This is a genomic window from Microbacterium sp. 22296 (genome assembly GCF_052045385.1).
GTDB lineage: Bacteria > Actinomycetota > Actinomycetes > Actinomycetales > Microbacteriaceae > Microbacterium.
In genome coordinates this window covers 148,513-171,257 of the sequence record NZ_JBQEOS010000002.1, presented here as the reverse complement: position 1 = coordinate 171,257, position 22,745 = coordinate 148,513, and the positions used below count along the sequence as shown (strand labels likewise).

Here is a 22,745-nt window from a genome sequence, read left to right as displayed (position 1 = left end):
GTTAGGCAACCCTTCGCCGGGGGTATAGTGGATGCCATCATGACCACGTCCTCCGAGCACAACGCCGCCGCCTGTCGGGCGTCGCGGCACACGCGCGTGCAGCATCTCGTGACGGCCGACGAGACCTCGCTCGTCGAGCTCGAGACGCTCCTGGCCACGCTGCCGATCTGCTCGACCGGACGCGTGTTCATCGAGGTCCCGGATGAGTCGTGGGTGGGCCCCGTCGCCGCCCCGGCGCGCATGACGTTGACCTGGCTCGACCGCTCCCGCCGCGCCGGCGCACCCGGCACCGGTCGCGGCTGCGCTCCCGGGGAGGCGCTCGCGCGCGCCGTCTCGGGCTGGGCAGGCGAGATGCTCTGCGCAGACGACGACGCGACCCGCGTCGTGCTGCTGGGCGGTTACCTCGGCACGGCCGAGATCGTCGACGACCTGACCAGCCGCCACGGCGTCAACGCCCAGGCCATCCACACTCCCGAACGCTTCGGTCTCGCGACCGCCCGCTGACCGCGGGGCTGCCGCTGCCCCCAGAGCGACGCCCGCTCCCGCGGCCGCCAAGGCGGCTCCGGTCGCCGCTGCCGCCGCGATGCGACGGCGCGCGCCCCAAGCGGCGTCGGCGACCGCTTCAGCTGCCTCGCGGTACGTAGTTGCCCTCGACCAGGCCCGCCTCGATCTCGAAGCGGTTTCGGAGCGGATCGCGCCCCGCCAGCGCGTAGAGCAGCGGCATGAGGAAGCCGTAGCGGCGCCACTGGCGTCGGTGCACGGCCTCGTGCCCGAGCACGGCGTCGGTCGGGCGGTCGTCGCCGGTGAGGAAGCACCCGCCCACGCATACGCCGCCGCGGGGGAACGCCCATGACGGGAGCCCGCGGAACACCCACAGGCCCTGACGCTTCTCGACACGGCCGGTGCTCCAGACGGATCCCCAGGTCCACCCGACGACGCAGCCGTACCAGTAGCCGACTCGGCTGAGGGGCGAGTCGAGCAGCACGGCCGGGATGAAGCGGTCGAACCGTCGCCCGCGGGCGACCGCGTGATCCGCGCGCTCGCGCCACCCAGCCGGAGGCCGGGGGATCGGGCTCATGCGAGCGCCCCGACGAGCCGCAGGATCGTGCCGAGGTCGTCGACGGCGGCCTCCGGCGACGACGGCGAGAACTCCGTCAGCGTCGCACCGGCGAGGGGGAGGCGTTCCCGCAGCCGTCGAATGGATGCCACGACGTCGACCGTGCGGACCCCGAAGGGCTCGGGCAGGGCGACCCCCGTCATCTCGGCGGGATCGAGCACGTCGAGGTCGACGTGGATGTACACCCGGGTCGCGCCGGTCGCGGCGACGGCGTCGGCCAGCACGTCGGGGTCGGCCATCTCGCTCGGGGCGACCACTCGTATGCCGTGTTGCTCGATGAAGCGCTGCTCCTCGGCATCCAGGGACCGTGTTCCCGCGAGCACGAGGCGCGCGGGAGGGATCCCCGGCTCGAGGCGCAGAAGGCCGTCGCCGTCACCGGTGATCGCGCGCAGCACCATGCCGTGGAAGGCGCCGCTGGGGGAGGTCGCGGGGGTGTTGAGGTCGGCGTGCGCGTCGATCCACACCACCGCGAGATCGTCGGCGGCGACGGGCGTGAGCGACCCGAGGGCGACTCCGCAGTCTCCGCCCACCACGATCGCCGGCTCGTCGGACCCGCGGACGGCGTCTGCGATGCGTTCGCGCATGCGCACCAGGGCGCTGAGGCGGTGCACGCCCGTCCCCTGGGCGTCTCCGGCCTCGGTGGGCGCCTCGAGAACGGTGGTCGCGCTGCGCGGCAGGTCTCCGGCGATCGCCTCGGCGCCGTCGATGAGCTGCATCGCGCGTGACGACGACGACCCCTGCCATTGCGCGGCGACGATGAATCGGGTCACGAGTGCTCCTCGGCGAAAGACGCGAGTGCACCGCCCGCACGATCGGGCGATGCACTCACGAGGATGTCAGACCTGGTCGGGGCTGGGCGCGTCGATCGCGGCACGCTGCGGCCCGCCGACCTTGAGGGCGGCCAGTCGCGCCTCCACCTCGGTGAGCTCTCCCACGTCGTCGAGCGCGTTGAACTGGGCGTCGATGCTGGAGGCGGCGAGCTCCTGCTTGCCCGCGGCCAGGGCCTCTTCGCGGCGGATCTTGTCTTCGAAGCGACCGAGCTCGCTGGTGGGATCGAGCACGTCGATCGACTTGACGGCGTCGTGCACCTTGTTCTGCGCCTCGGCGACCTTGGCGCGAGCGGTGAGCTCGTTGCGCTTCGCCCGGAGCTGCTCGAGCTTGCCCTTCATACCGTTGAGGCCGTCTTTGAGCTTGTCGACGACCTCGGTCTGCGCGGCGATGGTGGGAGCCGCGGCCTTCGCCTCACCCTCGGCCGTGATCTGGCGCTGGAGGGCGATCTTGGCGAGGTTGTCGAACTTGTCGGCTTCACCGGCGTTGCCGGAGGCCCGGAGCTCGTCACCCTTGCGGCTGGCGGCGAGGGCCTTGTTGCCCCACTCCGCCGCGGCCTGCACGTCTTCCTGGTGATCGCGCTCGAGCAGGCGGAGGTTGCCGATGGTCTCGGCGATGGCCGACTCGGCGTCGGCGATCGAGTTCGAGTAATCGCGGACGAGCTGGTCGAGCATCTTCTGCGGGTCCTCGGCCTGGTCGAGGAGCGAATTGATGTTCGCGCGGACGAGGGTCGAGATGCGACCGAAGATGGACTGCTTGGCCATGCGGGGTGTTCCTTCCTGAGGGCGACGGTGTCGAGTCTGGTGTCGGATGCTACGAATTCTCTGTGATCGAGCGGGGCGCTCGCGAGGGGTGGACTAGCGGCGTCTGCCGCTTCCCCCGCCGGCGCGGCTGCGTCCGCCTCCGGAGAAGCCGCCGCCCCCGCCGGCTCGGCTGCGCCCCCCGCCGGGGAACCCGCCGTGACCGCCGCCGGAGCGGGAGCGCCCGCCGCTCGAGCCGCCGAAGCCGCCGCCCAGGCCGCCCAGACTCCCGAGTCCGCCGCCGCCGAAACCGCCGCGTCGCCGCCCGCCGCCGAGCAGGGCGTCGACCGCGATACCGCCGAGGATTGCGCCCATCATGCCGCCGCCTCCGCCGCCGGTCCCCCCGAAGCCACCGTTACCTCCGAAACCCGCGGTGCCCCCGAAGGCGCCGACCTCGTTCTGGGCGAGCGAGGCGGCCTCGGCGGCCAGCTGGGCCGCGCGCTGGGCGGTCGCGAGGGCGGCCACGGGGTCGGTCGAGCGCGACTGCTGCGCCTGGACGACGGCCGCGCCGGCCTCGGCGAGGCGCGTACGCGGGGTGGGCCCGATCGCTCCCCGTCGCGCCGAGATGAAGTCCTCGGTCGCGGAGACCTGCGCGCGTGCCTGAGCGAGAGTGGCGTCGAGCTGGCTCTCGGCGCGTTGACGGCGTTCGGTCTCGTCGCGGACCGCGTCGAGGACGGTGTCGATCGTGCTGTTCGCCTGCTGCAGCGTGTCGACCGCCCGCAGCGGGCTGGGGCGTTCACCGTTCAGGGCGCCGCGGGCCGCGTCGAGCTGAGTGCGCGCCGATGTCGCGGCGGCGGCGACACGTCCGTCGGGATCGGGCAATCGCGCGGCCGCGGCCAGGTCGCCCTCGATCTCGGCGACGAGCGCCGCTGCGCGCTGCTGCGCCTCGGCGAGGTCATCGCCGCGCGTCGCGATGGCGCGCTCGAGGGTCTCGGCCTGGGCGATGGCGGCTTGAGCGGCGCGGATCGCGACGGCGGCCTCGCCGGTGCGCCCCTCGTTCAGCGCGGTCTCGGCCGCGCGGGACTGCGCGAGAGCGAGCGCGAGGCGCTCTCGCGCCTGCCCGGGATTGTCGGCGACGGCCTCGAGGGCGTCGTCGGCGAAGCGTTCGCGCAACCGCGCGAGGTCGGACTCGGCCGTGGTCGATGCGGCGTCGGCAGCCGCGTAACGCTCCCGCGCGGCGGTCAACGCGGCGGGGGCGTCGGCCTCGAGGGCGCGGAGGTCGTCGAAGGCCGCGGCCTTGGCATCCAGTGCCTCGTCGGCGTCCGTGCACAGGCGGATGATCTCCGCGTACGCGGCGCGCTGCTGCTCCGGGGTCTCGGGCACGTCGTCATCGAGCTGCTGCTGCAGGGAGAAGGCCCGGTCGAGGTCGGCCTTGGCCTGCGTCAGCACCTCGGTGAACGGCGCCGCGGCCTCGTCGCCGAACTGCGCGCGAGCGAAACCGAGCTCCTGCTCGCTGGTCTTGACGGCGTCGTCGGTGGCGACCAGCGCCGATCCCGCCCGCCGTGCCAGGTCGTCGACACTCTCGGTGGGGGCATCGGCGGTGGCGCGCTGCTTCCGACGTCGCAGCGCGAACCACACCAGACCGATCGCGATGGCCAGGAGCAGGAGTCCGACGAGCACGATGGGACCGAGCGCGGGTCCGCCGGAGCCGGCGGGCGAGGGGGGCGGGGCGGGCTCGCTCCCGCCGGCGGCGGTGTGCGCCGCACGGATCCCGTCGGCTGCCGCGATGGCCGCACCCGCGTCGTCGCCGGCCTCGAGGGCGGGCTGCACGCGGTTCTGCTCGATCTCTCCGAGCTGCGCGGCGGAGAGCTCGCCGTCCTCGGCGTCGCCCGAGAGGTAGTACGAGAAGGTGTCGCCGCTGAGGGCGATGGCGAGCACGTACTGATCGGCGCCCAACCCGTTGCGGTTCGCCGTCTCGTTCGCCCAGTCGGCGGCGGCCGGCGGGTCGGTGAACTCGGGGACGTAGACGACCCAGAGATCGAGTCCGGTCTGGTCGCGCAGCGCCACCATGCGGATCTGCACGGCGGCCTCTTCGGAGTCGGTCAGGGCGTCGGCCCGATCGATGACGTAGCTGGAGCCCAACGACGGCGGGGGGACGGCGTTCGCGCTCAGCGGCGCGAGCAGGACGCCGGCGAACACGATCATCAGCGTGGCCAGCACGTGGGCCGCTCTGGGCGTTCGCATGCTTCCCCCTTCGGTCGCCGGACTGTCCCACCCTACAAACGACCGTCGACATCCGGGCGTCTCCCGGGATCGGATCGGCGCGTCCGCTTCGGCCGTACCGCGCCGCCGCCTAGGCTCGGGCGTTCGGAGGTACAGATGGACGACCGCTACGGCACCGACGTGCTCGCCCGCGGCTGGCGCGATGCCGGACGCAAGAAGCCGGCGCAGGTCACTGCTGCCGTCGACCTGGTCGTCGAGGTCGCCGGCGACGGATACGTCGGGGCGGTGACCCGAGTCGACGGAATGAACGTCGAACTGGAGGACCGTTTCGGCAAGCGGCGCCTGTTCCCCCTCGGCGGCGGTTTCCTCGTCGACGGCGCGCCGGCGGTGCTCACCGCTCCGGCCCCCGCAGCGAAGGGCCGCACGCGCACGGCATCCGGATCCTTCGCCGCCGCCGACCAGCGCGCGCGCACCGCCCGCGCCAGCCGCATCTTCGTCGAGGGCAAGCACGACGCCGAACTCGTCGAGAAGGTCTGGGGCGCAGACCTGCGAGCCGAGGGCGTCGTCGTGGAGTTCCTCGAGGGCGTCGATCTACTCGAGCAGAAACTGGATGCCGAGCCCCCCACCGCCGAACGCCGCTACGGCGTGCTGGTGGACCATCTCGTGCCGAACTCCAAGGAGTCGCGCATCGCCGACAAGATCGCCCGGGGCCGTCACGGCGCGCACGTGCGCATCGTCGGCCATCCCTTCGTCGACGTGTGGCAGTGCGTCACCCCGCGCGCCCTCGGCATCTCGGCGTGGCCCGAGGTCCCCCGCGGTATCGAGTGGAAGATCGGGGTATGCCGCGCTCTCGGCTGGCCCGCCGAGGAGCAGGCCGACACGGCGCGGGCGTGGCAGCACATCCTGTCGAAGGTCACGACCTTCCGCGACCTCGAGCCCGCCCTCCTCGGCCGCGTCGAGGAACTCATCGATTTCGTGACCGTCCCGTGAGCGGCCGCAAGGTGCCGGTGCGGCACACCCCCGACGTCCAGACGCCTAGCCTGGATGCCATGGATGCCGCGCCCGTCTTCCGCGACAAGCCGGTCTCGTTCGTGCGCCGCAGCGGCCGCATGTCGGAAGCCCAGGACCGCGCGTGGGCGGAGCTGTCGCCGTTCTACCTGCTCCCCGTCGAGCGTGCCGCCGCGACGACGAGCGTCAAGGCCGGCACGGCTGTCGACCTCGAAGAGGTCTACGGCCGTCGCGCCCGACTGGTCGTGGAGGTCGGCTCCGGACAGGGGCATCAGATCGTCTCGGCGGCGGCCGCCGATCCGGGCACCGACTTCCTCGCCGTCGAGGTGTTCACGGCGGGACTCGCCCGCACGATGCTCGACGCCGACCGCGACGGCGTGAAGAACCTCCGCCTCGTCGAGGCGAACGCACCCGAGGCTCTCGAACATCTACTGCCGGCGGCATCCGTCGACGAGCTGTGGGTCTTCTTCCCCGACCCCTGGCACAAGAACAAGCACACCAAGCGCCGTCTCGTCGCCCCCGACTTCGCGCGGATCGCCGCGCTGGCCCTGCGTCCGGGCGGCACCCTGCGTCTGGCGACCGACTGGCAGGACTACGCCGACCAGATGCGCGACGTGCTCGACGACGCCCCGGGCTTCGAGCGGGCGTTCACGGGGGAGTGGGCCGACCGTTTCGAGGGCCGCGTCCTCACCGCCTTCGAGAACAAGGGGCTGCGCGTCGGGCGCGACATCCGCGACCTCGCCTACACGCGGGTCTCTCCGTGACCGCGCACACCGCGGTGCCCGTGCGCGAGCGTTCCACGTGGACGCCGAAGCTCGTCCCGGCGCTCGCGGTGTGCCTGGCCGCTCCGGCGCTCTTCGTCGTGCAGATCGTGTGGCTCGGCTGGATCCTGCTCGCTCTCGCCGTGGCATCCGCGGTCTTCGTGGATCGTCGCAACGGCGTGCCCCTCGCGCGCGGTGAGGAGCCGAGCATCGCGCGCGATGTGTCGCTGATCGCGATCGGCCAGTTCATCGTCAGCCTCATCCCGCTGCAGGCCGAGCTCGACAACGCCGCCTTCGTGCGCTTCACCCTCGCCCTCGGTGGCGCGGTGCTGGTGCCTTACGTCGTTTCGCGCTTCGTCTACCGCGATTACGCGATCCGCTTCCCCTGGCGCGGCGGCGGCCGGTGGACGTGGTGGCAGTGGGTGTGGCTCGGCGGAGTCATCGTGCTGGGCTACCTGATCCTGCCGTTCTACTTCATCACCTCCGGCGTCTACCGCAACTGGCCCGAGGTCGTCACGGGCGACCTCATCGCGCGCCTGTTCGTCGGCGTCGGCGCGGTCGGCATCTGGGACGAGCTGTTCTTCATCTGCACGGTCTTCGTGCTGTTGCGCCGCCACTTCCCCGACCTCACCGCCAACCTGCTGCAGGCGATCGTGTTCGTGTCGTTCCTGTGGGAACTCGGCTATCAGGCGTGGGGGCCGCTGCTGACGATCCCCTTCGCCATCGTGCAGGGGTTCCTCTTCCTCAAGACGCGATCGCTCTGGTACGTCGTCACGGTGCACCTGCTGTTCGACGCCGTCGTGTTCGGCGTGCTCGTCCACGCCCACAATCCCGACGCGGCATCCATCTTCCTCATCTGATCCCGGATGCCGCCGCCCCGGCGAACGTGCACGGGCACTGCCCAGGTGCGTTCGCTAGCCTGATGCTCGGACGCCCACCGCGTCACCGGACGAGGGATCAGTACCCGGACAGCGACAAGACTGGCCAAGGAGCACAGTCATGTCGTGGATCATCCTCATCCTCTCCGGCGTCCTCGAGGCCGTGTGGGCGACGGCCCTCGGTCGGTCGGAGGGCTTCACCAAGCTCTGGCCGAGCGTGATCTTCGGTGCGGCCCTGGTGCTGTCCATGGGCGGCCTCGCCTTCGCGATGCGCGACATCCCGACCGGTACCGCCTATGCGGTATGGGTGGGAATCGGCGCGTCGCTGACCGTCGTGGTGGCGATGGTCACGGGCGCGGAGGCGATCTCGCTGGTGAAAGTGCTGCTCGTCCTCGGCCTCGTCGGCTGCGTGATCGGCTTGAAGCTCGTCGGAGATGCCCACTGACCTGGGGCTTCGTCTGAAAGTCAACGGGATGGAACGTCCATTTTCATCCGGTACCATCTGGTTTCCTGCACTTATCCGGGCCCGACACCGTCGTCACTCGCCCACATCTTCCCTTGTGAAAGGTTCCGAGTGAGCGCACCGCCGAGCGAGCTTGCCTCCCCGACACGTCCGTCGCGTGTCATCGCCCCACCGCGCCGCCTCGATCGCCTCCGCGATTCGCGCATCGGGCGCGCCCTGCGCCAGTACGGCCACGACGTCCTGCGCAAGCCCGAGGGCATCGTCCCCATCGAGCGGGGCGCCTTCGCGCGCATCCTCCTGCTGTGGGCCGTGGCGCGCGTGGTCAACTTCGGGATGCTGTGGGGCTACTACTCGATCGCGAAGGCTGCGCGCTGGGGTTTCGGTCCCGACAGCGAGCGCCTCGGCACCTTCTTCGACTACCTGACCGGGTGGGACGCCGATCGATACGGGCAGATCGCGGCCGAGGGTTACCCGATGTCGCTGCCGATGAACGTCTCGGGCGACATCCTGCCGAACAACTGGGCTTTCCTCCCCGTCTTCCCCACGCTGATCCGCGTCATCTCGGGCGGGACCGGTCTCGGGTGGCAACCCGTTGCGGTGCTGCTCGGCCTGGGCGCGAGCCTCGGCGCCACGTGGTTGCTGTTCGTGCTCATGCGCACCGTCACCAAGCCCCAGCCGGCCTGGTGGGCCGTGGTGCTCTTCTCCTTCGCGCCGATGTCGTTCCTCTTCGTGATCGGCTACAGCGAAGGCCTGTTCATGCTGCTGATGTTCGCCGGCATGCTGCTGGCGATCAAACGCCGCTACTTCTGGATCCTGCCGATCGGCGTTCTCACCGCGTACACGCGGCCCGGCGTGCTCGCTCTCGGGCTCGCCCTGGGCATCGTGTTCCTCGTCCGCTTCTTCCGCCGCAAAGTCGATCCGTTCCCGATGAAGGAGTGGGCGCCCCTGATGGCCTCCGGCCTCGCCATCGCGGTGACCGGACTGTCGTGGAACCACATCGCCCAGTACGTCACCGGTACGCACAACGCGTACATCCGCACCGAACTCGGATGGTGGCTCGACTACGTCGGCAACGACGAGTTCACCCCGTTCACCCCGTGGTTCCGGCAGGCCGGAACGCACCTCGGGGTCGTGGGCATCATCCTCGTCATCGCGCTCATCGTCGGCTTCCTCGCCCTGATGTGGTCGCGACCGGTGCGAAAGCTCGGGCTGATGGTCGTGGCCTACGGCTTCAGCTACGCCGTGTACATCCTCGCGGTGTTCCTGCCGCAGCAGAGCACGTTCCGCCTGCTCATGCCGATGGCACCCCTGCTCGGCGACGAGCGCTGGTCGTCGACACCGCGTCGACGGGTGGCGATCCTCGTCGGGTGCCTCGTGCTCCAGGCCGTCGCGATCCTGCTGCTGTGGACTCGCGGCAACCCGTGATCCGCGTCTGACGCACGAGAGGGCGGAGCCGAACGGCTCCGCCCTCTCGTGCGTCCGGGGTCGTCAGTCGGGACTCCCGCCGGGATCGACGGCGTCGATGACGTCCTGTTCCACCGCGTTGTCGGCATCCATCTCCGCGGACCCGACGCCGGAGGTATCGGCGTCGTGCGCGAACGCGCCGGCCCCGTCGCCTCCCCCTGAGGGCGCGGGCGCTGTCTCGGGCGTGAGGGGGATCGTGGGCTCAGCCGGGGTGGGCGCTGTCGGCTCGCTGGGGCTGGGCGCGATGGGCTCCCCGGGGGAGGGTGCTCCGGGCTCGGACGGTGTCGGGGGGATCGCGGGGGTGCTCATGCGCCGACTCTGCGCGATCCGGCCGACGCGCGCGAGCCCCTTCCCGATGCGCCGCGCACGGTGTACCGCGACCGTTAGGCTCACGGAGAGGACGACGGCGAGGGGATGACGTGTCGACGGCGCATGATGTGACCCGGCGGGAGGCGATCGCGCAGTACCGCGTGATCGGCGAACCCACCGAGCCCGACCTCCAAGGACTCGTGGAGCTCGCCGCGACGGTGTGCGGTGTGCCGACGGCGGTGATCAACATCATCGACGACCGGATGCAGCACCAGGTCGCCGCGGTCGGTGTGCAGGCGGCGTCATGCGCGCGGGAGGACTCCATGTGCGCAGCCGTCATCTCCGATCCGCGCCGCGTCGTCGTGGCCGACGCCCGCCTCGATCCCCGCTTCGCCACGAACGCGTTCGTGACGGGGGAGATCGCTTCGACGCGCTTCTACGCGTCGAGTCCGCTCATCACCCCGTCGGGCATCGCCATCGGCACGCTCTGCGTGTTCGACACGGAGGTCGGCGCCCTGTCGGATGCCGCGGCCCACGGTCTCGACCTTCTCGCGCGGCAGGTCATCGACGTCCTCGAACTGCGTCGCGTTCAGCGCGACCTGCTGCGCTCGAACGCCCTTCTCGAGGATTTCGCGACGCAGGTGAGCCACGACCTGCGGAACCCCCTCACCGCACTGGCCGGTTTCCTCGAGCTCGCCGCCGACAGCCCCGAGATGAGCCAAGCGCCGCGCGCGGCTCGGTCCCTCGCCCGTGCGGATGCCGCTGCCACGCGCATGTCGACCATGCTGAACGATCTTCTGGATTTCGCGCGCGTCGGCGGCACGCGACCGCACATCACCGAGGTCGACATCGCCGACACGGTGGACGCCGTTCTCGAAGACCTCGACGGCGCGGTCGTCCGTGCGGGCGCTCGCGTGACGGTCGATACCTCCACCTTCGTCCGCGGCGATGACACGCTGCTGCGCGTGCTGCTGCAGAACCTCATCGCCAACGCGGTGAAGTTCACCGTGGCGGCCGAGAGGGTCCCCGTGATCCGTGTGAGTGTGGAGACGCTGCCCGACGGGTGGCGCGTCAGCGTCGATGACAACGGCGATGCCGTCGATCCGCAGCTGCGCGATCGCCTATTCGAACCCATGCAGCGCGGGCACGGGGCCGAGGTGCAGGGCATCGGCATCGGTCTGGCGACCTGCCGGCGCATCGTGGACGCGCACGGCGGATCGATCGGGCTCGACGCCTCCCCGTCGGGCGGCACGCGCGCGTGGTTCGTCCTGCCCGCGGCGGCGTGAGGCATCCCACGGGGTGGTACCCGCCCGAGCGTCGCGGCGCAACCTCGGAGACCGTCGACCTCGCCGGGCCGTAGCGTGGGCGATGCCGGGGCCGCAGCGTCTCGGCATCCGTCCCATCGCATCGAATAGGAGGAACAGTCCATGGCACGCAACGTCCGCGTCATGCATTGCACCGCCGACGACGTGTTCCGCGTCCTCGCGAACGGATGGCTGTACCCCCTCTGGGTCGTGGGCGCCTCGCGCATGCGCGACGTCGGCGACACCTGGCCCGCCGAGGGGGCGGCGTTGCACCACTCCTTCGGCTCGTGGCCCGTGCTGATCGACGACACGACCGTCATGCGCGTGTGGGACCCGCCGCATCGCGCGGTGATGGAGCCCCACGGCGGACCCATCGGCGTCGCCCGCGTCGCGATCGACGTCAAGCCGCGCGGCGACGGCTGCGTGGTGCGCATCCAGGAAGAACCTGTCACCGGCCCCACCACGATCCTCCCCGACACGGTGTTCGATGCGATCACGCGGTGGCGCAACGCCGAGACGCTGCATCGCCTCGCCTACCTCGCCGAGGGAGGGGCCCCCGGCACCGACGGCGGCGCCCATGACGTCGGGCACGCGTCCACCGCCGAAGAAGAGCCGATCGAGCGATGAGCGAGGGGTACGACGCGATCGTCGTCGGTTCGGGCCCGAACGGTCTGGCCGCGGCCGTCACGCTCGCGCGCTCGGGATTGTCGGTCGCGGTGTACGAGAGGTCGGCGACGTTCGGGGGAGCGTCGTCGACGGCGGAGCTCACGCTGCCGGGGTTCCTCCACGACGTGGGATCGGCCGTTCACCCGCTGGCTCTGGAGTCGTGGTTCTTCCGCGAGTTCGGCCTCGATCGCCGCATCCGGCTGACCATCCCCGAGATCTCCTACGCCCACCCGCTCGACGGGGGGCGAGCGGGACTCGCCTTCCGCGACCTCGCCCGGACGTCCGCCGCTCTCGGCGTCGACGGACCCGCCTACGAACGCCTCATGCGCCCGCTCGTCGATCATCTCCGCGGGGTCGCCGACTTCACCGGTAACGCGCTGCTGCGCGTGCCGGGTGACCCGCTCGCGGCGTTCTTCTTCGGCATCCGGGCCCTCGAGCAGGGGGGGCCGTGGTGGAGCGCGCGCTTCCGCGAAAAGGTCGCTCCGAGTCTGATCACGGGCGTCTCCGCGCACACGATCCTGCATCAGCCGAGCCTCGCCGCCGGTGGTGCGGGGCTCGTGCTCGCCACCTACGGGCATGGTCGAGGGTGGCCGATCCCGGTCGGCGGCAGTCAGGCGATCGCCGACGCGATGATCGCCGACATCCGGGCGCACGGGGGAGTACTGCACGCCGGTGTCGAGGTGACGTCTCTCGACCAGCTCCCGCCCGCGCGCGCGGTGCTGCTCGACACCACGCCGCGCGCCCTGATCGCCCTGGCGGGGGAGCGGATGCCGACGGCCTACCGCCGGGCCCTCGAACGCTTCCGCTACGGGGGCGGTGTCGCGAAGGTCGACTTCGCGCTGTCCGAGCCCGTGCCGTGGACGAATGCCGAGATCGCGCGGGCCGGGACCGTGCACCTGGGGGGGACCCGAGCCGAGATCGCCGCGGCCGAGAACGCCGTCGCGCGCGGGGACCTGCCCGATCGGCCGTACGTGCTCGCCGCACAGCCGACGCTTTTCGATGCGACGCGCGCCCCCGGGGGCAGACACGTGTTCTGGGCCTACACGCACGTGCCGGCGGGGAGTCCCGCCGACCGCGAGGAGGCCGTCGTGGCGCAGATCGAGCGTTTCGCTCCGGGCTTCCGCGACACCATCCTCGCCAGCGCGTCGCGGACGGCAGTCGATGTCGAGGCGTGGAATCCGAACTTCCCCGGGGGAGACATCTCCGCGGGGGCGCCGACCCTCACGCAGCTGCTCGGGCGGCCGGTGTACAGTCCCGATCCGTGGCGCACGCCCCTGAAGGGGGTCTACCTGTGCTCGTCGTCGACGAGTCCCGGCCCGGGGGTGCACGGCCTGGCCGGCTGGCAGGCGGCGCTCTCCGCCCTGCGCCATGAATTCGGAACGCGCCTTCGCCCCGACCTGGCCCCGCGTGACGATCAGCTCGCCGCCGCGGCATCCTGACCGTGCCCGAGGGCGACAGCGTCTACCGGCTGCGGGAGCGCCTGGACGCCGCGACGCGGGGTGCGCGGGTGGTCGAGGGCGAGTTGCGGTCGGGTCACGCCGCCGGGCTCTCGCTCGCGGGGCGGACGATCGTCGCGTACGACACCCACGGCAAGCATCTGCTCACGCGTTTCGACGACCTGTCGACCCTCCACACGCATCTCCGGATGCAGGGCCGTTGGACGATCACTCGCGCCGGTCGGGCCCTCCCCTCCGCCGAGCGGGGGAAGGCTCGCGTCCGCCTTCGCCTCGCAGACGGCCGGGAGATCTGGGGTCTCGATCTGCCGGTCGTCGAGCTGGTTGCGACGGCGCGCGAGCGTGACGTCGTCGGGTACCTCGGTCCCGACCCCCTGCGGGAGGACTGGGACGCGGCCGAGGCGATCCGTCGATTGTCGGCGCGTCCCGACCGACCGTTCGTAGCGGCGCTGCGGGATCAGACGCGCATCGCGGGACTCGGCAACCTGTGGGTCAACGAGTTGGCGTTCCTGCGCGGCATCCATCCCTTCGCCCCGATCGGGTCCACCGATCTGCACGCACTGGTCACGTTGGCGGCGCGATGCCTGCGCACCTCGGCGACGGTGCCGGGGATGTATCAGGTCACCACCGGCGACCGCCGGCGGGGGTCGTCGCACTGGGTGGCCGGTCGTGCGGGGCGGCCGTGCCTGCGCTGCGGGACACGGGTGCGGGTGCGCGAGGAGGTGGCGAACGATCCGGAGCAGCGCCGCACCTGGTGGTGTCCGCGGTGCCAGCCGTCGCCGTCCGGCAGCGATGCCGGGGAAGCGGGGTAGAGCGCAGGGCGGCGGTCGGACGGGCGGACCTCTGTGCATCCCTGCGTCGGCTCAGCGGTCCCCCGCTCTCGTCGAGCTCATCTCACGACGGTCGACGTTCTGCGCGATCCGCTTCGCGCTCGCCCTCCTCAGCCGATCTCGCCGGTGGGGGAGCCGCCCGTGTCGGACGCGTCGTCGGCGACCTTCTGCGCGGCAGCGCCCTCCTCGGGCGACTCGCTCCCGGCCCCGTTCGCCGACCCGTCGGGTGCGGCCGTGCGGTCGTCGTGAGCGTCGTTCGAGTGACCGTCGTGATGCGTCATGGTTCTCCGTCCATCGTGTCTGAGTCACCGACGTTCGCACGCCGCCTGTGCGGTGTCCAGGGGGTCGACGACACCCCACTCGCACGAGGTCCCCGCGTTCGGGGTGGCCAGGGTGGCGCCTCCCGTCAGAGATAGGGCGCGAGGGCGCCCGCGGTCAGGCCGAGGGCGAGAGCCGTTCCGCCCAGCGCGGTCGCCGCCGTCAGTGACGCGCGGTCGAGAAGCCGACGGCGCGAGACGTTCACGGGGTGCGTGGTCGACCGCAACGACGACTTGGCGCTGTCGAGCGTGTCGAAACGACCGATGGGCACGCCGTGCGCGTCACGCGCGACGAAGCCTCCGGCCACCGCGTCGACGCAACCGAAGTACTCGCCGCCGTGATGGGCGACCCAGAAGCCCGTGTCGACCTTCGCCCAGAGGACGCGCGCCGACGACAGGGGAGTCGGGGCGGGGGAGGTTGCGGAGGACACGTCAGGCCGCCACGGACAGGACCGAACGACGAGCTACGGGCCCGGCCGTCCGGCGCGCGGGGGCGCGGGTGTCGATGTGCGCTGCGGGGATCTCGGCCGCGAGGTCGATGACGAGGCCGGCTGACGAGTTGGCCATGTCCGCCATGTCCTTCAGCGCCGCGGCGTTGAGGGACTCCGGCTCAGCGGCGTCGAAGACGAAGCGGAGCGGGATCGCCGGCTGCAGCCAGACGGTGGAGCGGCCGGGGGTGCCGTCGACGTGGGTCCAGGTGAGCGTGAAGCTCTCGCTGCGGCGGAGCTTGGTGGTCGAGACCACCTTCAGGTGGGAGAGCAGGCGGTCGGGAATCCGGATTGGTTCGGTCGACGTTCCGTAGAACAGGTGGCCCATGGGGTGCTCCCTTCGAAAGCGATTAGCTGTGCTGAGAACATACTCGCTTAGTAACTAGTTTGCCTAACTATTATTTCCGCTGTATAGTCGCGATACGAGCGGAAAGGTGTGACATGACAGACGTCGAAACCACGCCCCGCGCACCCTCGACCTCCGCCGGTGACGTGACTTACTGGTATGGCGACGAACCGGCCGACCGTCGGCAACGGAGCAAAGCCGTGCTCGAATCCCTGCGGGTGTATCGTGCCGCCGAGGTGGCCATGCGGCGACGCACACGGGACTCGATGTCGATGGGTGAGAACGAGCTGCTGGTTCTGCGCTACCTGCTCCGCGACCCGAAGCGACAGGTCCGTCCGGGGGAGCTCACCCGCTACCTGGGGCTGTCGACGGCGTCCACGACGGCGATTCTCGATCGCCTCGAACGCTCCGGTCACATCACCCGGTCCGCGAACCCCGACGACCGGCGGAGCGTCTTCATCGCGGTGACACCGCGTGCCGACGCCGAGGTGCGGCAGACGCTGGGCAACATGCACGACCGTATGCTGGCTGCGGTCATCGACATGACCCCCGACGAGTCGGCAGCCGTCGTCGCTTTCCTCCGGCGCATGAGCGATGCCGTCGACGGCGTGGCCGTCGAGGCACCCACGGTCGATTCGCCGTGATCTACGTGCTCGTCGGCGGCCCGCGCGACGGACAACACGTGGACGATCTGCCTCGCGGCTACCGCCTCTCACTCAGCGACCCTCAGCCCGAACCGTTCGGCGACTTCGCCACCGTGCGTGCGGTGTGGTTCGAACTCGACGAGGCGATGTTCCGGTCTTCCCAGCGAAGAAGCTGAGGCGTACCTCACCGGTCGCGCCCCGGCAACCCACCCCCTCGCCCCGTGGTCGGACCCGCAGGGTGGGGGGATGCGATGCGTGACCTATGCCGGCGAGACCGTGATGACCACCGACGACGTCGCCGCGTCGCTGATCGAATTGACCGCGGCGGTGGCGAAAGAGGGGCAGGCCGAGGCGGTCAGCATCCCCATCGTCACCGATGCGGGGAAAGTCGCGCAGGCGGAGCTGGTGATCGGTGTCGGCAACGACGTGCTCTCCGCTCCCCTCGAGTGGGACGAGGAGGAGCCGGACTTCGCCGCCGCGGCACAGGAGCTGCGCACCCACCGGCTCTTCCCCCGGTCTCGCCTCCGCGCCGTCGAGCCCGATCCCGGCGGAGACGACGAACCGATCGACTGGGACTTCGATCAACCCACCCGGGGCTGACACCCGCGCTCGGGCGAACCGCCGGGTGACGCGCCAGGGGGCAGCCTTGCGAGGAACGCGCGGCATCCGCTACGTTCGCAAGTCCGTGCCGTTCGGCACGAAGAGTCGAGAGAGGACGAGGCCATGACCGCCACGCGCGATCTGCGTCCGGAGCAGCAGCAGCACCTGCCGTTCCTCCCCTCGTCGTACCCTCCGGCGCCGGTCGTCTAGAACCTGTCTTCTCACGCCCCGCACCGTCAGGTCGGGGCGTCTCTCTTTCCCTTCGGTGGGGAGTGTGCTCTGACCCGTGGCTCACTCACCGCGCAGCCGCGCATCACACGAAGGAAAGGATCCATGCAGAAGCTCACCGAACGACTGGTGTCGTGGGCGAGCCTGATCGACGACAAGACGATCGAACAGGCCCGCACCTCGTCACGCATGCCGTTCATCTACCCCCACCTGGCCCTCATGCCCGACGCCCACCTCGGCCTGGGCGCGACGGTCGGCTCGGTCATCCCGACGCGCGGGGCCATCATGCCCGCCGCCGTCGGGGTCGACATCGGCTGCGGAATGATCGCCGTCAAGACGCAGTTCCGCGCCGCCGACCTCGCCGGTCGCGACCTCGCCGAGCTGCGGCAGCAGATCGAGCGCGCCATTCCGCTCTCGGCCGGTCGCGACAACCGCAAGATCGTCGCCACCGCCGAGCCGCGCATCGCCGAGCTTGAGGCGCTCGCCGAGACGGCCGAGTTCGACCCCGCGTCCTACGCCGGCCACTGGCGCAATCAGCTGGGCTCGCTGGGCAGCGGCAACCACTTCATCGAGATCTCGCTCGACGAGAACGACGACGTGTGGATGTTCCTGCACTCCGGCTCCCGGGGCGTGGGCAACCGCATCGCGCAGCACCACATCAAGGTGGCGCAGCGCCTCGCGCGGCAGTGGTGGATCGAGCTCCCGCACCCCGACCTGGCCTACCTCGTCGAGGGAACGCCCGAGTTCGCCCGGTACATCCGAGAACTGCGGTGGGCGCAGCATTTCGCCCTGCTCAACCGCGAGGAGATGATGGACCGGGTCGCGAACCAGCTCGGTCGGTTCCTCGACACCCCCGTCGAGGAACGGGAGCGCATCAACTGCCACCACAACTTCACCGAGTCTGAGAGGCACTTCGGCACGCAGGTATGGGTGTCGCGTAAAGGCGCGATCATGGCCGACGCCGGGCGCCCGGGCCTCATCCCCGGATCGATGGGCACGGCCTCGTACGTGGTCGAAGGCCGGGGCAACCCGGTCGCGTTGAACTCGTCACCGCACGGTGCGGGTCGGGAATACTCCCGGTCGGCGGCGCGTAAGACCTTCACGCACGAGCAGTTGCGCGAGGCGATGACTGGCATCGAGTACCGCGACACCGACGCCTTCATCGACGAGATTCCGCAGGCCTACAAGCCGATCGACCGGGTGATGGCGGATGCCGCCGACCTGGTCACGATCCGCCACACGCTGCGGCAGATCGTCAACGTGAAGGGCGACTGAGAGGACGGATGCCACGGGGCGCGACCCCGTGGCATCCGTCGTCCTCGCGCGGCCTGCCAGGCCGTCAGATGCGCTCGGGCCGGTACCTGTCGTCGCTGAAGCCGATGATGAGGTAGCCGATCACGTAGAGGAACACCAGCAGGAAGAGCGAGAACACCCACCCGTGGCCGAACGCCCGCCCGACCCGTAGCTGCACGATGATGTGGAAGACGACCCCCACGATCGGGATGACGTAGAGCAGGGCGAACCAGCCGGAGAACCCGGCGATCTTCGTCAGGAAGACGATGTTGACGATCGGGATGATCGCCAGCCAGCCGGGATGCCCGGCTTTGGTGAAGACCTTCCACAGCGCCACGACGGTGAGGACGTAGACGGCGAAGGCGATGAACGACGTGGTGCCGCTCAGGGCGAAGATCGAGGTCTGATCGGTGATCGATGACGGCGACGAGGTCAGCATGCGCTCATCGTAGGGCCCCGCCGTCGCGTGCGAAGTCCTCTGCGTGCGGAGCCGGCACGCGAACACGGGGTTACCCTCTGGGGAGGAAGAGGGTGCGGGCGGTGGCGGGATGAGCGAGCGCAGATTCGAGTGGGGCGGGTTGGGCGCCGACCGCGGCGACTACGTCACGGCGGCAGAGGCCCTCGCCATGCTCGAGGTGCTGTGTATCGCACAAGCCGACCTGGCGGTGACCACGGCCCTGAGGAGTGGCGCGGCGTGGGCGCGGTTCGAACGCGACGAGCGCTGGGCGCTCGTCTCGACCCCCGGATCCCGGTGGTTCTCGGTCGAGACCGACACCGGGCACCGGCTGCAGCTGGTCGACGCGAACTCCTCGAAGGACCAGAGCGCCCAGCTGCTCGCCGCGTACGTCGACATCGCCGAAGCGTACGTCCGCGGCGACGCGCGGCCGGCGCGCGGCCGTGGATGGGGAGGGTCGACCCTCACCCTCGAGGTGAACGGGCGTCATGTCGTCCTGACGCAACCGCTGGCCCGCCGCTTGCGGACGATGCTCGGTCGATAAGCCCGCACGCCCCCGTGGTCAAGCCGCTGCATCCGGGTGCGTCACCTTGTCAGGCTGGTGTTCCACGCGACGAAGGGATACCCCATGAGCGACCCCCAGGACTCCGCCCCCACGGAGGAGCCGACCGATGACGCCGCCGACCTCGGCGACGACCCCACGGTGAGGCCGAGCCAGGAGAACGACCCCGAAGAGGCGTCGAAGGCTCCGACGAAGGACGACCCGAACGCCGACCACCAGGCCACGGGCATCGGAGTCATCGGCGACGAGTGATCCGGATGCCGCGGGGTGGCCTCCGACGTTCCGGATGCCGCCCCACGCCGTCGGGGTGTGCTGCGCCGCGGTGATAACCTGAACCTGTCCGCCTCCGTAGCTCAGGGGATAGAGCGTTGGTTTCCGGTACCAGAAGTCGCAGGTTCGAATCCTGTCGGGGGCACCACCACGAAGAAGGCCGCGATCCACGATCGCGGCCTTCTTCGGTTCCGCAGCGGTCACGTCTCGTCGGTGACCGCGCCGGTCGGCTCGGCATCCTCCACGATGTGCTCGGAACCGAGCTCGTCGGCCGTCGCGCGCCCTCGATCCACCGCCTCCTCCCTGCTGGAGAAGCTGGCGGACAGCTCGGGGCGGCCCTCGACCGCGTTCTCCCACTGGCCGCGGTTGGATCGGGTGGTCACATCGTTCTGGCTCATGGCATCCATGTCACACCCGACCCCGCCTCGTCGAACCCGTCTTGACAGGCGTTGTCAAGAGCATGACCGGTCGGGGGTGTTCCTTGACATGCTGGGACCTCCTTCGAAAGGGGTCTGACATGAGCATCGGAGCCGGCATCGCCCTGTTCGTCATCGGGGCCATCCTCGCCTTCGCGGTGAACCTTCCCAACGACTACGTCAGCCTGAGCATGATCGGCTACATCATGATGGGAGCCGGCGTCGTCGTCTTCCTCATCGGCATCGTGCTGTTGATGAAGCGCCGTCAGACCGACACGGTCACGCGCACCGAGGGAGTGGGCGGCGCGCAGGTCACCCGCTCGACCACGCGATCCTCGAACGACGACCTCGTCTGATGCGCTCGGGGCCGCACCCCGGGCTGCGTTCATGAGCGAGCAGACACCCACCGTCGCCGATGCGGTCGACGGGGAAATGTTCGACGGCCGTTACCGCGTGGGACGACTCCTCGGTCGCGGGGGTTACGCACGTGTGCACGAAGCCGTCGACACCGCGCTGGAACGCAGCGTCGCGCTCAAGATCATCGAGGGCGACGGCGCCGATCCCTCGGATGTCGCGCGCGTGCGGTCGGAGATCCGTCTGCTCGCGTCGGTGTCGCACTCGTCGCTGGTCACCCTCTACGACGCGAGGCTGGAGGGGAGTCCGGCCTACCTCGTCATGGAGCTGATCTCCGGCCCCACGTTGTCCGACCGCATCGCGCGCGGCCCGCTGCCGGCGCCCGAGGTGGCTCTCATCGGTCGAGAGATCGCCGAGGCCTTCGCCGTCATCCACGCGCGAGGGATCGTGCACCGCGATGTGAAGCCGTCCAACATCCTCATCCGCCCCGCAGCCCACGTCGGCGAAACGCCGCGGGCGACTCTGGCCGATTTCGGCATCGCGGCCCTGGTGGGCGCCACGCGGGTCACCCGCGCCGACACCGTGATCGGCACCGCCGCGTACCTCAGCCCGGAGCAGGCGCGCGGACTACCCGCCGCCCCCTCTAGCGATGTGTACTCGCTCGGGCTCGTGCTGCTCGAAGCGCTGACCGGAGCGCGTCCGTTCGGCTCACGTACGCCTCACGAGGCGCTCGCGGCACGGCTCGTCTCGACACCCGAGATCCCCGCGCACCTGCCCGCAGCGTGGCGCGAGGTGCTGCAGCGGATGACCGCCCTCGAACCCGCGGAGAGACCGGATGCCACGGGCGTGATCGTGGCGCTGAGAACCGTCGCGGACACAGCGCCGGCATCGGTCGACGCGCGCACGGCGGTCCTGCCGCACGCGACGACTCCGACCCGGGCGTTCGGGGGGAGCGATGACCGCACCCGCGTGCTGCCGCAGTCCGACGGCCGCCCCCTGTCGTCGAACGCGGACCGCACGCAGGTGCTCCCGCCCACGGCCGGCGTCCGGTCGCCCAGTGCCCCCGCAGTCGGCGGTGAGCGCGCCACGGCGCCTTCGTCCCGCCGCAGATCGAGGAAGAACCTCGTGGTGGCAGCCGTCGCGGCCGTCGTCCTCGCCGTCGGGGTGGTCATCGCCGCCATCTCGCTCGCGGGCTCGGGCGCGGACGGCCGCGCCGACCTGCCGACGCTTCCGCAACCACTCGACCAGCACATGGACGAGTTGTGGACGGAGGTCGGCCCGTGATCCGCCGCATCGCGCCGGCGGCCGCGCTCCTGCTCGCCGCCACCGTCGCGCTCGCCGCCTGCACGCCGCCCTCCGCGGCTCCCACCGCGTGGCAGCAGTCGGTGCAGACCGTCGCCGAGCAGGCCTCGTCGCGCGACTACACCTCCGCGCTCGCGAGCCTCGACGCCCTCGAGGCCGACGTCCTCGCGCGGCGCGACGCGGGCGAGATCACGGCGGCGGAGGCCGACGGCATCCTGGTCCGCATCGCCACCGTCCGCGTAGACCTCACCTCGCTCGCCCCCGCACCGTCGTCTCCGGCGCCGGAGGAGACCGGTGCGCCGGAGCCGGCCGAGACGACCGCTCCGGAGCCGACCGAGACCACCGAACCGGAACCCACCGAGACCGCCGCGCCGACGACGGAACCGACACCCGAGGAGCCGGGCAGCGGCGCCGACGACGAGGATCGAACCCCGCCGAACGGCGGCGGTGACAAGGGTCCGGGAAACGGCGGGCCCGGCGGCAAAGACGACCAGAAGCCCACTCAGGGAGCATCACCCGGCCCGGGCAAGAAGGACGGGTGAGTCGATTCGTCGGCGATGGTCCGAGGGCCCCCGACAGCATGCGAGGATTGCCCGGTGCTGCGCCGCGTGACCGCTGAACTCGACCTCGATCTGGGGGCGTCCGTCGACCTCATCTTCCAGATCACCGCAGCGCAGGGCGTGCCGGTCGCCGACGAGCGGCTCACCTTCTCGCAGGGCGATCGCGTGTACACGCCGACCGAGATCGTCGATCAGTCGGGCAGTCGCCTGCACCGCCTCTCGGGGGAGCAGGGGCCTCTCTCCGTCCGCTACGACGCCGTGGTCTCGGGGGCGTCTCAGAGCCCTCGGACGAGTGACCTGGAGACCATCACCTACCTCCGCCCGAGCCGGTACTGCCAGTCCGACGAGGTGTTCGCCCAGGCGCGTCGGCAGTTCCGCGGTCTCGCGGGAGAAGACCTGCTCGCGGCGGTGTCGGGCTTCGTCGCCTCGACGGTCACCTACACGCCCGGTCTCAGCCTCGGCACCGACAGTGCGGTGACGACGCTCATGACCGGTCAGGGCGTCTGCCGCGACTACGCCCATGTGGTGATCGCCCTCCTCCGCGCGATGGACATGCCCGCGCGCTACGCCGCGTGCTACGCCCCGGGCCTCGAGCCCATGGACTTCCACGCCGTCGCCGAGGCGTTCATCGACGGTGCCTGGTACGTCGTCGACGCCACGCGACTCGCCGACCGCCGCTCGCTGGTGCGCATCGCCACGGGGCGCGACGCCGCCGACTGCGCCTTCCTCAGCTACCACGGCGGGTACGTCGGGCTCGAGCGGATGCACGTCGACGCGATGTTCGACGGAGACTCCCCGGATGCCACGAGCCCCGACGACCACGAGGCCCTGGTGCAGATCGGCTGACGCGGCCACCCGGGCGTCGC

At 70.8% G+C, this 22,745-nt stretch carries 30 protein-coding genes, 1 tRNA gene and 1 riboswitch; of the genes, 21 read left to right on the top strand and 10 right to left on the bottom strand.

Annotated features, from left to right (window positions below):
- Nucleotides 1-39: 39 nt before the first annotated feature.
- Nucleotides 40-504 (top strand): SIP domain-containing protein, encoded by a 465-nt coding sequence (locus ACTJJP_RS04485; protein WP_440773825.1) that lies wholly within the window; start codon nt 40-42, stop codon nt 502-504.
- 118 nt (nt 505-622) lie between these two features.
- On the opposite strand, the gene ACTJJP_RS04480 is transcribed toward ACTJJP_RS04485, so the two are convergent.
- The 4 genes from ACTJJP_RS04480 to ACTJJP_RS04465 all read right to left on the bottom strand — a co-directional run bounded on the left by ACTJJP_RS04480 (nt 623) and on the right by ACTJJP_RS04465 (nt 4,929).
- On the bottom strand, nt 623-1,078 hold the full coding sequence (locus ACTJJP_RS04480) for a Fe-S oxidoreductase (protein ID WP_440773824.1): 456 nt from the start codon (nt 1,076-1,078) through the stop codon (nt 623-625).
- Entirely contained in the window at nt 1,075-1,887 is an 813-nt protein-coding gene (locus tag ACTJJP_RS04475; RefSeq protein ID WP_440773823.1) for an arginase family protein, read from the bottom strand. The genes ACTJJP_RS04480 and ACTJJP_RS04475 overlap by 4 nt, the downstream gene beginning before the upstream one ends.
- Nucleotides 1,888-1,953: 66 nt before the next feature.
- Nucleotides 1,954-2,709, bottom strand: coding sequence for a PspA/IM30 family protein (locus ACTJJP_RS04470; protein ID WP_285135773.1), 756 nt, complete (start codon nt 2,707-2,709; stop codon nt 1,954-1,956).
- Between the two features lie 93 nt (nt 2,710-2,802).
- A complete protein-coding gene (locus ACTJJP_RS04465) occupies nt 2,803-4,929 on the bottom strand; it encodes a TPM domain-containing protein (RefSeq protein WP_440773822.1) in 2,127 nt (708 codons plus the stop codon).
- Between the two features lie 135 nt (nt 4,930-5,064).
- Between ACTJJP_RS04465 and ACTJJP_RS04460 the strand changes: the two genes are divergently transcribed.
- From ACTJJP_RS04460 to ACTJJP_RS04440, 5 genes are all read left to right on the top strand, one after another.
- Nucleotides 5,065-5,898 (top strand): DUF3097 domain-containing protein, encoded by an 834-nt coding sequence (locus tag ACTJJP_RS04460; protein WP_440773821.1) that lies wholly within the window; start codon nt 5,065-5,067, stop codon nt 5,896-5,898.
- Nucleotides 5,899-5,957: 59 nt separating this feature from the next.
- Nucleotides 5,958-6,680 carry a tRNA (guanosine(46)-N7)-methyltransferase TrmB gene (trmB, locus tag ACTJJP_RS04455; protein ID WP_440774154.1) on the top strand — a complete coding sequence of 241 codons (723 nt, stop codon included), beginning with the start codon at nt 5,958-5,960 and terminating at the stop codon, nt 6,678-6,680.
- Complete coding sequence (locus ACTJJP_RS04450) at nt 6,677-7,537, top strand: CPBP family intramembrane glutamic endopeptidase (protein ID WP_440773820.1); 861 nt, start codon at nt 6,677-6,679, stop codon at nt 7,535-7,537. The genes trmB and ACTJJP_RS04450 overlap by 4 nt, the downstream gene beginning before the upstream one ends.
- Before the next feature lie 64 nt (nt 7,538-7,601).
- Nucleotides 7,602-7,666: riboswitch (guanidine-III (ykkC-III) riboswitch) on the top strand.
- Between the two features lie 10 nt (nt 7,667-7,676).
- A complete protein-coding gene (locus ACTJJP_RS04445; RefSeq protein ID WP_440773819.1) occupies nt 7,677-8,000 on the top strand; it encodes a DMT family transporter in 324 nt (107 codons plus the stop codon).
- Between the two features lie 129 nt (nt 8,001-8,129).
- Nucleotides 8,130-9,443 carry a hypothetical protein gene (locus ACTJJP_RS04440; RefSeq protein WP_440773818.1) on the top strand — a complete coding sequence of 438 codons (1,314 nt, stop codon included), beginning with the start codon at nt 8,130-8,132 and terminating at the stop codon, nt 9,441-9,443.
- 63 nt (nt 9,444-9,506) lie between these two features.
- Here the strand turns inward: ACTJJP_RS04440 and ACTJJP_RS04435 are convergent, their stop codons facing one another.
- Nucleotides 9,507-9,791 (bottom strand): hypothetical protein, encoded by a 285-nt coding sequence (locus tag ACTJJP_RS04435; RefSeq protein ID WP_440773817.1) that lies wholly within the window; start codon nt 9,789-9,791, stop codon nt 9,507-9,509.
- A 110-nt stretch (nt 9,792-9,901) separates the two neighbouring features.
- On the opposite strand from ACTJJP_RS04435, the gene ACTJJP_RS04430 reads away from it, so the two are divergent.
- From ACTJJP_RS04430 to ACTJJP_RS04415, 4 genes are all read left to right on the top strand, one after another.
- On the top strand, nt 9,902-11,077 hold the full coding sequence (locus ACTJJP_RS04430) for a sensor histidine kinase (RefSeq protein WP_440773816.1): 1,176 nt from the start codon (nt 9,902-9,904) through the stop codon (nt 11,075-11,077).
- A 141-nt stretch (nt 11,078-11,218) separates the two neighbouring features.
- Nucleotides 11,219-11,722 (top strand): SRPBCC family protein, encoded by a 504-nt coding sequence (locus tag ACTJJP_RS04425; RefSeq protein ID WP_440773815.1) that lies wholly within the window; start codon nt 11,219-11,221, stop codon nt 11,720-11,722.
- Nucleotides 11,719-13,200: a phytoene desaturase family protein gene (locus ACTJJP_RS04420; protein WP_440773814.1), complete on the top strand. Its 1,482-nt coding sequence runs from the start codon at nt 11,719-11,721 to the stop codon at nt 13,198-13,200. Before ACTJJP_RS04425 ends, ACTJJP_RS04420 begins: the two co-directional genes overlap by 4 nt.
- Before the next feature lie 2 nt (nt 13,201-13,202).
- A complete protein-coding gene (locus ACTJJP_RS04415) occupies nt 13,203-14,027 on the top strand; it encodes a DNA-formamidopyrimidine glycosylase family protein (protein ID WP_440773813.1) in 825 nt (274 codons plus the stop codon).
- A 128-nt stretch (nt 14,028-14,155) separates the two neighbouring features.
- On the opposite strand, the gene ACTJJP_RS04410 is transcribed toward ACTJJP_RS04415, so the two are convergent.
- The 3 genes from ACTJJP_RS04410 to ACTJJP_RS04400 form a co-directional block, all read right to left on the bottom strand.
- Entirely contained in the window at nt 14,156-14,326 is a 171-nt protein-coding gene (locus ACTJJP_RS04410; RefSeq protein WP_440773812.1) for a hypothetical protein, read from the bottom strand.
- Nucleotides 14,327-14,451: 125 nt separating this feature from the next.
- On the bottom strand, nt 14,452-14,793 hold the full coding sequence (locus ACTJJP_RS04405; protein WP_440773811.1) for a hypothetical protein: 342 nt from the start codon (nt 14,791-14,793) through the stop codon (nt 14,452-14,454).
- 1 nt (nt 14,794) lies between these two features.
- Nucleotides 14,795-15,178 (bottom strand): DUF7882 family protein, encoded by a 384-nt coding sequence (locus tag ACTJJP_RS04400; RefSeq protein ID WP_440773810.1) that lies wholly within the window; start codon nt 15,176-15,178, stop codon nt 14,795-14,797.
- A gap of 113 nt (nt 15,179-15,291) precedes the next feature.
- Here ACTJJP_RS04400 and ACTJJP_RS04395 point away from each other — a divergent pair, with 113 nt between their 5' ends.
- The 4 genes from ACTJJP_RS04395 to ACTJJP_RS04380 all read left to right on the top strand — a co-directional run bounded on the left by ACTJJP_RS04395 (nt 15,292) and on the right by ACTJJP_RS04380 (nt 17,943).
- Nucleotides 15,292-15,840 (top strand): MarR family winged helix-turn-helix transcriptional regulator, encoded by a 549-nt coding sequence (locus ACTJJP_RS04395; protein ID WP_440773809.1) that lies wholly within the window; start codon nt 15,292-15,294, stop codon nt 15,838-15,840.
- Nucleotides 15,837-16,016 carry a hypothetical protein gene (locus ACTJJP_RS04390; protein WP_440773808.1) on the top strand — a complete coding sequence of 60 codons (180 nt, stop codon included), beginning with the start codon at nt 15,837-15,839 and terminating at the stop codon, nt 16,014-16,016. The genes ACTJJP_RS04395 and ACTJJP_RS04390 overlap by 4 nt, the downstream gene beginning before the upstream one ends.
- A 70-nt stretch (nt 16,017-16,086) precedes the next feature.
- Complete coding sequence (locus tag ACTJJP_RS04385) at nt 16,087-16,440, top strand: hypothetical protein (RefSeq protein WP_440773807.1); 354 nt, start codon at nt 16,087-16,089, stop codon at nt 16,438-16,440.
- Between the two features lie 333 nt (nt 16,441-16,773).
- Entirely contained in the window at nt 16,774-17,943 is a 1,170-nt protein-coding gene (locus tag ACTJJP_RS04380) for an RtcB family protein (RefSeq protein ID WP_440773806.1), read from the top strand.
- Nucleotides 17,944-18,007: 64 nt separating this feature from the next.
- Here the strand turns inward: ACTJJP_RS04380 and ACTJJP_RS04375 are convergent, their stop codons facing one another.
- Nucleotides 18,008-18,400, bottom strand: a complete 393-nt coding sequence (locus ACTJJP_RS04375) for a DUF5684 domain-containing protein (protein WP_440773805.1) — start codon at nt 18,398-18,400, stop codon at nt 18,008-18,010.
- 109 nt (nt 18,401-18,509) lie between these two features.
- Between ACTJJP_RS04375 and ACTJJP_RS04370 the strand changes: the two genes are divergently transcribed.
- From ACTJJP_RS04370 to ACTJJP_RS04360, 3 genes are all read left to right on the top strand, one after another.
- A complete protein-coding gene (locus ACTJJP_RS04370; RefSeq protein WP_440773804.1) occupies nt 18,510-18,959 on the top strand; it encodes a hypothetical protein in 450 nt (149 codons plus the stop codon).
- Between the two features lie 84 nt (nt 18,960-19,043).
- Complete coding sequence (locus ACTJJP_RS04365; RefSeq protein WP_440773803.1) at nt 19,044-19,229, top strand: hypothetical protein; 186 nt, start codon at nt 19,044-19,046, stop codon at nt 19,227-19,229.
- A 90-nt stretch (nt 19,230-19,319) separates the two neighbouring features.
- Nucleotides 19,320-19,395: transfer RNA gene (locus ACTJJP_RS04360), tRNA-Arg, on the top strand.
- 52 nt (nt 19,396-19,447) lie between these two features.
- On the opposite strand, the gene ACTJJP_RS04355 is transcribed toward ACTJJP_RS04360, so the two are convergent.
- Entirely contained in the window at nt 19,448-19,645 is a 198-nt protein-coding gene (locus tag ACTJJP_RS04355; RefSeq protein WP_440773802.1) for a DUF2188 domain-containing protein, read from the bottom strand.
- 119 nt (nt 19,646-19,764) lie between these two features.
- On the opposite strand from ACTJJP_RS04355, the gene ACTJJP_RS04350 reads away from it, so the two are divergent.
- From ACTJJP_RS04350 to ACTJJP_RS04335, 4 genes are read left to right on the top strand one after another with little or no spacing between them, the layout of a single operon-like run.
- A complete protein-coding gene (locus ACTJJP_RS04350; RefSeq protein ID WP_285135798.1) occupies nt 19,765-20,019 on the top strand; it encodes a DUF6458 family protein in 255 nt (84 codons plus the stop codon).
- Nucleotides 20,020-20,050: 31 nt separating this feature from the next.
- The gene (locus tag ACTJJP_RS04345; protein ID WP_440773801.1) at nt 20,051-21,301 is read left to right on the top strand and encodes a serine/threonine-protein kinase; all 1,251 of its coding nucleotides are present in this window, start codon (nt 20,051-20,053) and stop codon (nt 21,299-21,301) included.
- Nucleotides 21,298-21,861, top strand: coding sequence for a hypothetical protein (locus ACTJJP_RS04340; protein ID WP_440773800.1), 564 nt, complete (start codon nt 21,298-21,300; stop codon nt 21,859-21,861). Before ACTJJP_RS04345 ends, ACTJJP_RS04340 begins: the two co-directional genes overlap by 4 nt.
- Before the next feature lie 54 nt (nt 21,862-21,915).
- A complete protein-coding gene (locus ACTJJP_RS04335; protein WP_440773799.1) occupies nt 21,916-22,725 on the top strand; it encodes a transglutaminase-like domain-containing protein in 810 nt (269 codons plus the stop codon).
- Nucleotides 22,726-22,745 lie beyond the last annotated feature (20 nt).